This is a genomic window from Sphingobacterium sp. SYP-B4668, assembly GCF_027627455.1.
Classification (GTDB): Bacteria; Bacteroidota; Bacteroidia; order Sphingobacteriales; family Sphingobacteriaceae; genus Sphingobacterium.
Map to the genome: position 1 here is coordinate 4,327,107 of NZ_CP115483.1, position 12,972 is coordinate 4,340,078.

11 protein-coding genes and 1 tRNA gene are annotated in these 12,972 nt (G+C 39.5%); 9 read left to right on the forward strand and 3 right to left on the reverse strand.

The features are described from left to right. Positions 1-24 precede the first annotated feature (24 nt). Positions 25-98, reverse strand: a tRNA-Pro gene (locus OQ289_RS17615). A gap of 504 nt (positions 99-602) precedes the next feature. Between OQ289_RS17615 and rplS the strand changes: the two genes are divergently transcribed. The 5 genes from rplS (at position 603) to yidC (ending at position 7,367) form a co-directional block, all read left to right on the forward strand. Continuing rightward, positions 603-950, forward strand: coding sequence for a 50S ribosomal protein L19 (rplS, locus tag OQ289_RS17620; RefSeq protein ID WP_033564178.1), 348 nt, complete (start codon positions 603-605; stop codon positions 948-950). Between the two features lie 465 nt (positions 951-1,415). After that, the gene (locus OQ289_RS17625; RefSeq protein WP_270088145.1) at positions 1,416-2,516 is read left to right on the forward strand and encodes a carbohydrate-binding family 9-like protein; all 1,101 of its coding nucleotides are present in this window, start codon (positions 1,416-1,418) and stop codon (positions 2,514-2,516) included. A gap of 1 nt (position 2,517) precedes the next feature. Beyond that, positions 2,518-3,603 carry a family 10 glycosylhydrolase gene (locus OQ289_RS17630; protein ID WP_270088146.1) on the forward strand — a complete coding sequence of 362 codons (1,086 nt, stop codon included), beginning with the start codon at positions 2,518-2,520 and terminating at the stop codon, positions 3,601-3,603. 280 nt (positions 3,604-3,883) lie between these two features. Then, on the forward strand, positions 3,884-5,503 hold the full coding sequence (locus OQ289_RS17635) for a CTP synthase (protein WP_270088147.1): 1,620 nt from the start codon (positions 3,884-3,886) through the stop codon (positions 5,501-5,503). A 40-nt stretch (positions 5,504-5,543) separates the two neighbouring features. Next, positions 5,544-7,367, forward strand: coding sequence for a membrane protein insertase YidC (gene yidC, locus OQ289_RS17640; protein WP_270088148.1), 1,824 nt, complete (start codon positions 5,544-5,546; stop codon positions 7,365-7,367). A 343-nt stretch (positions 7,368-7,710) separates the two neighbouring features. Here yidC and OQ289_RS17645 read toward each other — a convergent pair whose 3' ends face one another. After that, positions 7,711-9,060 carry an acyl-CoA dehydrogenase family protein gene (locus tag OQ289_RS17645; protein ID WP_270088149.1) on the reverse strand — a complete coding sequence of 450 codons (1,350 nt, stop codon included), beginning with the start codon at positions 9,058-9,060 and terminating at the stop codon, positions 7,711-7,713. A gap of 279 nt (positions 9,061-9,339) precedes the next feature. On the opposite strand from OQ289_RS17645, the gene OQ289_RS17650 reads away from it, so the two are divergent. From OQ289_RS17650 to OQ289_RS17665, 4 genes are all read left to right on the forward strand, one after another. Then, positions 9,340-9,558 carry a hypothetical protein gene (locus OQ289_RS17650; protein WP_033564175.1) on the forward strand — a complete coding sequence of 73 codons (219 nt, stop codon included), beginning with the start codon at positions 9,340-9,342 and terminating at the stop codon, positions 9,556-9,558. A 187-nt stretch (positions 9,559-9,745) separates the two neighbouring features. After that, positions 9,746-11,095: an adenylosuccinate lyase gene (purB, locus tag OQ289_RS17655; RefSeq protein ID WP_270088150.1), complete on the forward strand. Its 1,350-nt coding sequence runs from the start codon at positions 9,746-9,748 to the stop codon at positions 11,093-11,095. 74 nt (positions 11,096-11,169) lie between these two features. After that, positions 11,170-11,724, forward strand: a complete 555-nt coding sequence (locus tag OQ289_RS17660) for a NifU family protein (RefSeq protein ID WP_270088151.1) — start codon at positions 11,170-11,172, stop codon at positions 11,722-11,724. Positions 11,725-11,787: 63 nt separating this feature from the next. Beyond that, entirely contained in the window at positions 11,788-12,363 is a 576-nt protein-coding gene (locus OQ289_RS17665; RefSeq protein WP_270088152.1) for a hypothetical protein, read from the forward strand. A gap of 65 nt (positions 12,364-12,428) precedes the next feature. On the opposite strand, the gene OQ289_RS17670 is transcribed toward OQ289_RS17665, so the two are convergent. Next, the gene (locus OQ289_RS17670; RefSeq protein ID WP_270088153.1) at positions 12,429-12,968 is read right to left on the reverse strand and encodes a response regulator transcription factor; all 540 of its coding nucleotides are present in this window, start codon (positions 12,966-12,968) and stop codon (positions 12,429-12,431) included. Between the last annotated feature and the right edge of the window lie 4 nt (positions 12,969-12,972).

The following is a 12,972-nucleotide window of genomic DNA, read 5'->3' on the forward strand; positions in this document are numbered from 1 at the left end:
CCTAACTTTCGTTAGAGCTTTTTGTCGGGGTGGCAGGATTCGAACCTACGACCTCCACATCCCAAATGTGGCGCGATACCGGGCTACGCTACACCCCGAAAAGGTATCACCTTTTTTTCTGTGGCACAAATATACGGCGAAAATCCATTTTACCAAATATTTTTTCATCTTTTATTTGTGCGTCCATCTGGAGGTTCCGTAGCGCACAATGACTCCCCTTTACATCACTCCTTCTTTAATTTCAGAAGACGCTCTTCTCCAGGCCCTTGCCGCAAATAGATAGTGTATCGACATCTCCGCGCCGTCGCTATCCAGTAACGAAGACCAAATGACAGGATGTAATCGTATATATGTGATTGATGGCTATTGTACAGAAGATCAGCTGTTCATGAAAAAAGTCTATGTATGGCACACTTAGAGAAGAGACTCCTTTCCAAACTTGATTTGAAGAAAAGTAAATTATAATCAGAAAAATGTCTATTTTTGCATCGAAATCGAAGCAAGACACTTTTTTGAAAAAAGTATTTTCATAAATGAAAAAAAAGCTGTAATATTGCATTCCGATTTTTGCAGGACAAAATCGTTATTAATTACTCGAAATCATGGATTTAGTAAAATTTGTAGAAGAACAAGCGGTTACGAAGAATGAAATTCCCGCTTTCAAAGCAGGAGATACCATCAGCGTTCATTATAAAATTCGCGAAGGAAATAAAGAGCGTGTGCAAGTGTACCAAGGTGTGGTGATCCAATTAAACAGCGAAGGTGCGAATGCAACTTTCACCGTACGTAAGATCTCTAACGGAATTGGTGTAGAACGTATTTTCCCTGTAAACTCCCCTAACATTGATCAAATTGTAGTAAACAGCTACGGTAAAGTTCGTCGTGCGAAATTATATTATCTTCGCGAACGTACTGGTAAAGCTGCTCGTATCAAAACAAGACGAGTATAATTACTTACTTAAAGCAATAAAAAAAGGCTTTGGATTTATTTCAAAGCCTTTTTTGCATACCTTTCTGTCCGGGCGCCAACCTTTGCGTAAAATCAGACGTCTTAGAAAAAATAAGACGGGCTCTTCTCTGTCCCTACCTCACCCAATCTTACGAACATCCTAAATCCCACAACACCCTTCCCTCTTTAAGCCGTATCTATCTGCGCAACTTGCAACATTTCGATTACAGAATGCACTAAATTTCGTTGCTAAAACATTTTACCTTACTTTCATTTTATATTTTATTCTATTTATTGCGTGTCTAAACTCAATGATATACATGAGCTAATTTCACTCGGTCCAATTGCAGATGGGCGCTCTAGTAGATAATAATTGCTATATGGGTCAATATTATCTACATGAAGGTTCCCTTTCTTGTTTTTGAGTCGTTGAAAATCAATTTCGCGCTTTAGGTTAACCACACTGATGAAAAACGTACTGTTCTATCTTATTTCACTTCCTGCCCTCATTCCGTCTGCAGTTGCACAACAGAGCCTGGCACAATTTGAGGCCCTACAGAGCCTACCCAAGACATATGCGATCCCGAAGACTGAACAACCGATCATCATCGATGGACGAAATGACGAGGCTACATGGCAAAATGCGCCGTGGACTGACTTGTTCGTTGATATACAGGGGGATTCCAAGCCAACACCGACCTATCCCACACAGGTGAAGATGACCTGGGACCAGGAGTACCTATATATATATGCTCAATTGAAGGAGCCACATATCTGGGGAGACCTTGTCAATCATGACGACATCATCTACCATAACAATGATTTTGAAGTATTTATAAAGCCTAATGTCCATCAAAGTGAATATTACGAAGTTGAGATCAATGCGCTCAACACAATTTTTGACCTTTTACTTTCAAAACCTTATAGATTTGGGGGGAACGCGCTGACTCACTGGGACCTCAAGGGGTTAAAATCAGCGGTGCACCTGGAGGGTACATTGAATAATGCAAAGGATATTGACAAATATTGGGCTGTAGAAATGGCTATCCCATTTCAATCATTAAGGCCATATGGTCCAAAAATGGCTCCGAAAATCGGTGATTACTGGCAAATCAACTTTTCAAGAGTACAATGGCATCACGACCTTGAAGATGGAAAATATTCCAAAAGAAGAGTGAATGGCAAAACAAAAGAAGAAGAAAACTGGGTGTGGTCTCCTATAGGAGTAATCAACATGCACTTTCCTGAACGCTGGGGCTACGTTCAATTTGTGGAGCACGGCATTGATACGCCGCCAGCACTCCCTTCCTACTATCTCATTTCTAAACTAGCATGGAATATACATTATCTCCAGGGTCTTTACGTGAACAGCCATCAGACTTACGCGCACAAATTGAGCTTACTCCCAAGGTATGAAAAATACATCCAACCTTTATTAAATGAGTACGAGGTGGAGTTGCTGACCGACTCTAAGAAGAACTATTATTCCTTGCTTTTGAGAAGTAAAACAAATAAAGCGCTTATGGCTACCATCGATAGTAAAGGAAACTTTGACACCCATTTTTAACATGATGAACAACAGAAGAAATTTTTTAAAATTAGCTGCGGGAACTGTCGCAGCGCTCAGCCTAAAACCTTCATTCGCTATTTCAGGGGTCTCTGCTCCTTCTTTTAATTTTGATTATTGGTTTTGGGTAAGGCCTAGTGAAAAGGACACTGCAGCCACCCTTAAGGCCCGATATACATCATGGAGAGAAGCGGGGGTCGTAGGTCTTCTATTTGAAAATTATTCAGAAAAACATTTTTCAATAGCAAAAGAACAGGGGCTGCAGACGCACCGTTGGATGTGGACAATGAATAGAGGAGAAAAAGAACTACTTTCATCACACCCGGAATGGTATGCTGTATCACGCTCGGGAAAATCCTGTGCTACATCACCTGCATATGTGGATTACTATCGTTTCTTGTGCCCGTCACATCCAGATGTACCTAAATATTTAGAAGAAAAGGCTCGCGAACAGCTGGAAAAAAAAGATGTTGACGGTCTTCATCTTGATTATATCCGATATCCAGATGTAGTATTGCCAGTCAATCTATGGCAAAATTATAAATTGGATCAAAGTACAGAATTACCGGATTACGATTTCTGTTATAGTCAATTTAGTAAGGAGGCTTTTAAAAAAGAAACTGGCATTAACATAGACCACGTGGAGTACCCTGCACAAAGTCTGTCTTGGCGAAATTTCCGCTATCGTCAAATCAATAAGATTGTCAACCGTATTGCGGAGGCCGCAAAGGAATATAACAAGCCGCTGACAGCAGCGGTATTCCCGACCCCAGATTTAGCGAAGCGCATTGTCAGACAAGATTGGACAAACTGGAATCTCTCAGCTGTATTTCCCATGATATATCATGGATTCTACCGCGAACCCATCTCTTGGATTGGAGAAGCAGTAGCCGAAGGAGTCCAAACTCTTCACCAGAAATTTCCACTATATGCCGGTCTATATTTACCCGACTTCCAGAATACCCAGGAACTTGAATCCGCTATACAGCTTGCCAAAGTAAATGGAGCTTCGGGTATTTCGCTATTTGGGGAATCCGAAATAGACCAAGAGGTCTTAGATTGCATCAAGAGGATAAAATTTGGATAATTATTGAATCTTCAACCACCTGACCGCAAAGGGGCTTGAGGGATTTGCGAGCATTGGCATTTGCAAGCTCCCCCTCTACATAGCTTAGTAGTTGGACAATTGTCTTGTTAAATGACAACTCCTTTCTTCTAAGAGAAAGGAGTTGATTGTAAAGATTTTCCTTTTTTCAAGCGACAATAATCATCACATCCAGAAAAATTTCCTATCTTTGTATCCCGTACATGAAGCTGATAAATGGGACAAAAACCCATTACTTTTTAGTTCAAAATCCAACATTGCTATGACTAAATATATTTTTGTTACGGGCGGCGTTACTTCGTCGTTAGGGAAAGGCATTATTGCAGCATCTCTTGCCAAACTTCTCCAGGCACGTGGCTATAAGGTTACCATTCAAAAATTCGACCCTTACATCAACATCGATCCAGGAACATTGAATCCATACGAACATGGCGAATGCTATGTAACGGAAGATGGAGCTGAAACGGACCTTGATTTGGGACATTACGAGCGATTCTTAAATGTACCGACCTCCCAAGCTAACAACGTCACTACTGGTAGAATCTATCAACATGTAATCGAGAAAGAACGTGAAGGAGCATACTTGGGCAAAACTGTTCAAGTCATCCCACATATCACGGACGAAATCAAAAGACGCATGCAACTACTTGGCGAGACGGGTGAGTATGATATTGTGATTACCGAATTGGGAGGCACGGTAGGTGATATCGAATCTCTTCCTTTTGTAGAAGCGGTGCGCCAATTGAGGTGGGAGTTGGGCAATAATGATTCATTGGTGATACACTTGACATTGGTACCTTATCTTGCGGCCGCAGGTGAGCTCAAAACAAAACCGACTCAGCACTCTGTCAAAACACTATTGGAATATGGTGTGCAGCCTGATATTCTGGTATGTCGTACCGAGCACACGTTATCTCAAGATATTCGTAAAAAATTAGCATTGTTCTGCAACGTTAATATCAATGCCGTCGTGGAGTCTATCGATGCTTCTACTATTTACGATGTCCCGTTGTTAATGTTCAAAGAACATCTGGATAAAACGGTATTGACCAAATTAAAACTCTCGACCAAAAACGACCCCGATTTGACGAATTGGAAAGCTTTCTTAGGGAAACTCAAAAACCCTACCAATGAAGTAAATATCGCATTAGTGGGTAAATATGTAGAACTTCCAGATGCTTACAAATCCATCTCTGAAGCTTTTATACATGCTGGAGCTAGCAATGAATGCAAAGTAAAATTACATTACGTTGCTGCAGAAAGCGTTGGGAAGGAAAATGTTACGGATAAATTAAAGGGAATGGATGGGGTACTGGTAGCTCCAGGATTTGGCGAACGTGGTCTTGACGGAAAGCTCAATACCATTCAATACGTACGTGAAAATAATATTCCTTTCTTTGGTATTTGTCTAGGTATGCAATGTTCGGTAATTGAATTTGGTCGTAATGTCCTCGGTCTAGCTGACGCCAATAGCTTTGAGATGGACGATACGACCACTAATCCTGTCATCAACTTAATGGAAGAGCAAAAGAACATCACTAATATGGGTGGTACGATGCGATTGGGAGCGTATGACTGTGAGATCAAAAAAGGGACAAAAGCCGCTGCAATTTATGGAAAAACAAAAATATCGGAAAGGCATCGTCACCGCTATGAGTTCAATAATGCTTATTTAGAGCAGTATGAAAAAGCAGGTATGATTGCCTCAGGATTCAATCCAGACACGGGTTTAGTCGAAATTGTGGAACTGAAAAATCATCCATTCTTTGTGGCAGGTCAATTTCATCCAGAATTAAAATCAACTGTAGCAAATCCTCACCCACTTTTTGTTAGCTTTGTAGCCGCTTGTTTAGCGGGTCAAAAAGCAAAAGCAACAAAATAAGGACTGTTGTCTAATATTGAATAGAAATTAATAAGTAAAAATGGATAGAAATACCCTGATTGGTTTAATTCTGATTTTTGCGATTTTAGGTGGATCATTCTACCTGATGAAGCCTTCAGAATCAGAGATTAAACAAGAACAAAGATTACAAGATTCTTTGAAACGTGTGAAGGCTGGATTGCCTCCAACTCTTGATTCAACAAAGAATACTGCTGTTAAAGCCGCAACTCCTTCACTTGTCGATTCGGCTGATTTAAAAAAACCATTTGGTGGTGCCAAATATGGTGATGAGAAGATCATCACGTTGGAAAATGAAAAAATCATTGCCAAAGTCACTTCAAAAGGTGGACGTGTAAAATCCGTTGAACTCAAAAACGAGAAGAACTTTGATGGATCGCCTTTAATCCTATTTGACGGGAACAACAATAGATTTGGACTTTTATTCAATGCGGCAGGTCAGAATATCGCTACGAATGACCTTAATTTTCAATCGTCAGATGTCGATGCCGTCGTGAACAACGATGATACCAAGTCTATCAAGTTCAGACTAAACTATAACGAAGCTCAGTATATTGAGTATACTTATACATTAAAAGGCAACGACTACAATTTAGCTTTGGATGTCAACGCAGTAGGTTTGCAAAATTTGGTTCCTCAAGACCAAAAGACTATTCTATTGGATTGGGGTGCTATACTTTATCAAAAAGAGAAAAATGTAAAAGGAGAACGTGATAAGTCCTCTATCTACTACAAGACAGCAGAGAATGATGTAGACCACCTCAGTGAGACAGGGGACGATGAGGAGAAATTGGAGAAAAAGCTAACTTGGATAGCATTCAAGCAACACTATTTTTCCAGTATCTTAAGTAGCAAGACTGGGTTCGCTTCTGCTGACCTAGATGTTAAAACTGCTGCAGACTTGGATATTGTAAAACTTTACAGTGCTAAAGCTAAATTGGATTTTTCAAACCAAAAGGACAACCAGTATTCGTTCAACTTTTTCTTCGGTCCAAATAAGTATAATATCCTGAAAGCACAGAATAATGATTACCACCGTATCATCAATATGGGATGGGGACCTATGCGTTGGATCAACCAATGGATCACGGTTCCTGTGTTCAACTTTCTAGATGGTTTTCACATGAGTTATGGAATTGTTATTTTGATTTTGACAGTTCTATTAAAAGGTGTTCTCTTCCCACTGACCTACAAATCATACCTGTCAATGGCGAAAATGCGTGTATTAAAACCACAATTGGACGAAATAAAAGCCAAGGTAGGTGACGACAACGCGATGCTATTGCAACAGGAGCAGATGAAATTATATAAACAGGCGGGGGTCAACCCATTGGGGGGCTGTCTACCGCTTGTCATACAGATGCCATTTACGATTGCATTCTTCTACTTCTTCCCGAATTTATTCGAATTGAGGGGAGAAAGCTTTTTATGGGTGAAAGACTTATCGACCTACGACGCGCCGATTACTTTTCCAGCGATTTTCGGAATTGACCACATATCTTTTATGTGTATCTTAATGACATTAACGACATTATTGACTACGTGGTATAATAATGCAACTTCAGGAGTTAGTGGACAGATGAAATATATTGGATATTTCATGCCGTTAATCTTCTTCTTCGTCTTAAATAGTTTCCCTGCTGGTCTTAACTATTACTACTTCTTGGGAGCTGTCTTCACGTTCTTGACTCAACTTATCATCCGCACATTCGTAGATGATGATAAGATTTTAGCCAAACTTGAAGCGAACAAAAAGCGCCCTGAGTCTGAAAAGAAAAAATCTTCTTTTCAAGCCAAAATGGAAGAAATGATGAGGCAACAACAAGCTCAAAAAGGAAAAAAATAGGAAGCATTTCTTAATGCAGTAAAAAGTCCACTCTAACCGCTAGAGTGGACTTTTTTATTTTCTCCCTGTTATAGCTAATGGACGAAGGGTTATCCATCACCTAATAAGCAAGTCTTGACAGGGTGGAATAAAACAACGGCATATAAATATATTGCAATCCTGCGGGTGCTTGAATTCAGCCTCGAACAGCATAAGACTAGCAATAATGGCTTGATTCCACATGCTCAAAGGGTAATCAAGAGCGCTATTAGATTGTTACTACTGCCTGTGAAGTATTATTTTGACCATATTGTGCCATCCATTTTCTTTGGGTACAATATGCTTTTTTAACATGTTCACTTCGCTATACAAAAGCACTAAAGCCAGTAATACTGCGTCCTACAATAAGGGAATTGATTTCCTTAGTACCTTCGTAAGAATAGATAGCTTCTGCATCGGCAAGGAAACGGGCTACGTTGTATTCCAATAGAATGCCATTCCCACCCATTACTTCTCGGGCTTTTGAAACGATATCTCGTGTACGTAGGGAACAAAATACTTTGGCCAATGAGGCATGCTCATCTTTTAGCTGACCAGCATCTTGAAGCTCCGACAACCTATAGACGAGTGTCTGCATAGCTGTCAAATTGGACAACATTTCGACGAGATGATTTTGGATCAACTGGAAAGAAGCTATGGGCTTACCAAATTGTTTACGTTGGCGGGTGTAATCTAATGCATTTTCATAGGCTCCTCGAGCACATCCAACCGCCATCCAAGCTACTCCTGCTCTTGTCATTTGCAGTACTTTTGCCGTGTCTTTGAAAGAATTGGCCTGTTGTAAGCGATCAGATTCAGCTATGACACAATTGGACAGGGTAATCAAACCGTTCTGCACAATCCTAAGCGCCATTTTGCCTTTAATTTTCTCGACGACAAAACCTGGGGTTCCCTTTCGAACTATAAACCCCTTTACTTCTCCATCATCCAAATCTTTGGCCCAAACGATAGTGATATCCGAAAACGTGGAGTTACCTATCCATTTCTTTTGTCCATTGAGTACCCACCCTTCCGCTGTCTTGCGGCATGTCGTAGTCAGTCCTCCGGCAGCTCCCGACCCCACCTCTGGTTCGGTAAGGCCAAACGCACCTATGACTTCCATTTTTTGCATTTTTGGCAACCACTCTTGTTTTTGTTCTTCCGACCCACAGATATAAATAGATCCCATTGCCAAACCACTCTGTACACCAAAAAAAGTAGCAATAGAAGAGTCTACACGTGCAATTTCAGCAGCAATGATACCCTCCATCAAAGATGATCCACCTGCACAACCGTATCCTTCATAAGTATAGCCAGCAAGATTAAGGGCCGCAAATTTTGGAATAATCTCAAAAGGGAATTCATCTCTCAGCCAGTAATTATTGACAATCGGCTGAATCTCGGACTCCATGAAAGACCTTACTTTCAATTGAAGTGCTCGATCTTGTTCATTCAACTTGGAATCAATATCATAGAAATCACCGTTGATAGGCGGCAATTCTTTTTTATTTCCGCCCCCGGTCAACATCTTCATGACCATCTGCAATTGTTTATCATCCATTTTGGCGACAGCATTCAAAACTTGCTTCAAGTCAACTTTTTTAGAAATCTTTTCCAATTGTTCTAAATCGACAGACTTCATCAAATCCATCATACTCTTAATTTTGTCAAACATATAGATATCGTTTAGTGCATCTCCTTAACCTTAACAAAAGGTCTCTTATTTTAGTTTTATTGAAGTATATATTTTAGAGCTTGTGTTAAATATATTCAATAATCCTCCAATTCACGGTAAACAATAAAAATATGAAAAAAAATAAACCATTTAAATCACTGTAAATAAGACTCTTAAATTAAAAAGTAAAAAAAATGAAATAATTGGGGTTACCTTTTAGGGTTACGGGTATTAATGGTAAATAAACAAATTTGTTTCAATTAAAATAGAAAATTAAAAATGAAAAACTTATTCAAATTCGGATTTTTAGGTTTAGCTTTAACTTTGGCTTTCGCTTCATGTGGTAACTCTACTACTAAAACTGAAGAAGCTGCTGATTCATTAGCTGATTCTATCTCTGCTACAACTGATTCTATCGCTGATTCATTGAACAACGTTGCTGATTCACTTAAAGCTACTGGTGATTCTATCGCTGATTCACTTAAAGCTGTAAAATAATCTCTGATTTAGAGCAAATAACTCAATAGAAGCCGGTGCAATATGCACTGGCTTTTTTTATTCTCCTTTTTCTCCCTAAAAAAGCCTACTAATTCACATATAGGAACATTATTGCTTTGTTTTTTGCGAAGAGATATTCGTGATTGCCAAGCATTTTATCTAATTTTGTCAAAATAACTTGACTAAGATGGCTTTATCTTCCCTTACTGCCGTATCTCCTGTAGACGGCCGCTACTATAACGCAACACATGAACTCGCAGCTTACTTTTCGGAATTTGCTTTAATAAAATATCGCGTGCTTGTCGAAATTGAATACTTCATTTCGTTGACGACTTCAGGTATTCCACAGCTCCAACATTTTGATGGTTCATTAAATGAAAAATTAAGAGATATCTATCGTAATTTTACAATTGAAGATGCCCAGTGGATAAAGGATAAAGAGAAAATCACAAATCACGACGTAAAAGCTGTAGAATACTTCATTAAAGACAAATTTGAGCTTTTTGGCTTGCATGACTCTTTGGAGTTCATCCATTTTGGCCTTACTTCTCAAGATATCAACAATACGGCAATTCCTTATAGTTGGAAAGAGGCAATCCAAAACAGTTATCTTCCAGCAATCGAAGAATTAACAAACGAGCTCCGTGCTCTTTCTGACGAATGGACAAATATTCCTATGCTGGCCCGGACACATGGACAGCCGGCGTCACCAACGAGACTTGGAAAAGAAATCAAAGTGTTTGTAGAGCGTATCGAGAAGCAAATTCAGTTGCTCATCGCTGTTCCATACTCCGCAAAGTTTGGAGGGGCTACAGGTAACTTTAATGCACATCATATTGCTTACCCGACCCACAATTGGGTAGACTTTGGAAACAATTTCGTGAACAACGTATTGGGACTGGACCGCTCTCAAACAACTACCCAAATTGAACATTACGATAACTTCGCGGCTAGCTGCGATGCACTAAAAAGGGTCAATACCATTATTATCGATTTATCTCGAGACATTTGGACGTATATTTCAATGGATTATTTCAAGCAGAAAATCACCGCGGGTCAAATTGGATCCTCAGCGATGCCGCATAAAGTGAATCCGATTGATTTTGAAAATGCAGAGGGAAACCTGGGCTTGGCGAATGCACTGTTTGAGCATTTGGCAGCCAAACTCCCAATCTCTCGCTTACAACGTGATTTGACAGATTCGACAGTATTGAGAAATATCGGAGTTCCGTTTGCACATACGTTGATTGCAATCAAATCGACACTGCGAGGCCTTCGTAAATTAATTTTGAATGAGAAAGCACTTCAAGAAGATCTTGAAAAGAATTGGGCGGTAGTTGCGGAAGCACTTCAAACGATATTGAGACGTGAAGGTTACCCTAAACCATATGAAGCATTGAAAGATTTGACCCGTACAAATACGCATATCACGTCTGAAACAATCGCTGAATTTGTAGAGAACTTGAATGTTAGTGCGGAGGTAAAAGCGGAATTGAAGGCGATATCCCCCTCCACTTACACTGGAGTGCAACTATAAGCTTTGACGCTTTAATGACGGGTAGGCAAGTTGAAAACCCCTATCTTTGTTAGACTATTATAGAGAGTAAAACTATGGCAACCATAAACGTATATACGGAAACAACTCCGAATCCAGCGACAATGAAATTTTTGGTCAACAAATTGTTGATCAATGGAAGTTTAGACTATGCAAATAAGGAAAAGGCGCAAGAGTCTCCTTTTGCTAGTGAATTATTTAAATTCAACTTTGTAAATGGTGTTTTTTTCGCCAGCAATTTTGTAACAGTAACCAAATCCGATGGTGTTGAGTGGGATGATATTGAAGCCATCTTAAAAGACTTTATCAAAGGAGCAGTAGAATCTGAACTTGCGGTAAAAGAAGTGCATCATGACGAAGATGTTGAGTTTGAAGGAACAGAGGTAGAGGTTAAAATCCAGCAGGTATTACACGACTATGTACGTCCGGCTGTTGAACAAGATGGAGGAGCCATCGCGTACAAATCATTTGAAAATGGTACGGTGACTGTGGAATTAAGAGGTTCATGCAGTGGTTGTCCATCTTCAACGATTACGCTTAAATCGGGTATTGAAGGGCTATTGAAACGAATGGTCCCTGAAGTAGAGGAAGTTGTTGCAGAAGCAATGTAAACTGCATGAAATGAAAGAAGGCTAAATCAATGATTTAGCCTTCTTTCATTAATAACACCACATATGCACATCATTAAATATTATTTTCTTTTGGTTGGTCTGCTCCTAGGAAACGCTCTCTTGGCGCAGGTTACTCTTGTGCATGTTAACAAGTCAACTATCGATCGAAATAAGGTTGCTTATAGCGGCACTAGGATAATGACGGTGGATGCTGTTGAGACAATGCAAGGGAATAGACTATACATCTTCTCTAAAAATGAAAAAGGTGAAACCGCAGACTCTCTTTATGCGGAGGAGTTTATGAAAGAAGACAATGTTTGGCAGATACAATGCAAACGAGGATTTAGTTTTCCTAATTCGATCTTGATGACATGGGGCAATCGTAAAGCATTCTTTGATGCCGATAAAGACCATACTCCTGAAAGTTTGTTTATTTTTTCAAAAAATGATGCCTCCAACCTCGACAAACAACAATCCGTATTCCTATTGCTATTTCATCAACGACAATTTTACACCATTGAATCCAAAGCTGAAGATCAATATATACAAAATTATTACTCGGATAATTTTGATAAGTTACCAGCGGTAATAAAAGACAGGATACTTGACTATTGGAAGAAATTAGATAAGACCAATTAAGATCTAGCGTCTAATATCAAATCCTATCCCTCTTACAGCATGTATACCTAGCGCTGTATCATGAATTAGATACTTGCGCAATCTACTAATGAAAACATCCATGCTTCTTCCAGAATCTGTTCTCTAGTTACAACTTGGTGATTACGTGCCCATAAATAACTCAACAGATGCATCTCTCGTTCGGTCAATCGAAAAGTTTCATTTTCATGAATCAATACAAAATTGGCTTGATTCAAGACATAGGTTCCGATATGGATTTCATTCGGGGGTGTTAGTGTATGACTTCTACGTAATATATTTTGGATACGCAGCACCAGCTCTTCGGGGTCGCAGGGCTTGGTGATATAATCATCGATTATCAAGATACCCAAAAGGTGAGCGCCACAATCCGATTTAACTTTGGGAACCCAACCATCAAGAACAACAAGACCATTGATAGGATTGAAGAACAAAATCGTCTTTGAAGGATAAAATCGACCAGTAATGGACTTCTGACCATTGTATCCGAAAAAGTAAATTACCACAGGAAGGGATGCACGATACCTAGGTGAGTATTGTTTTGCGGGAGACTCTTTATTGAAGTTAAAGGGAAGCAATAAATTCATATTT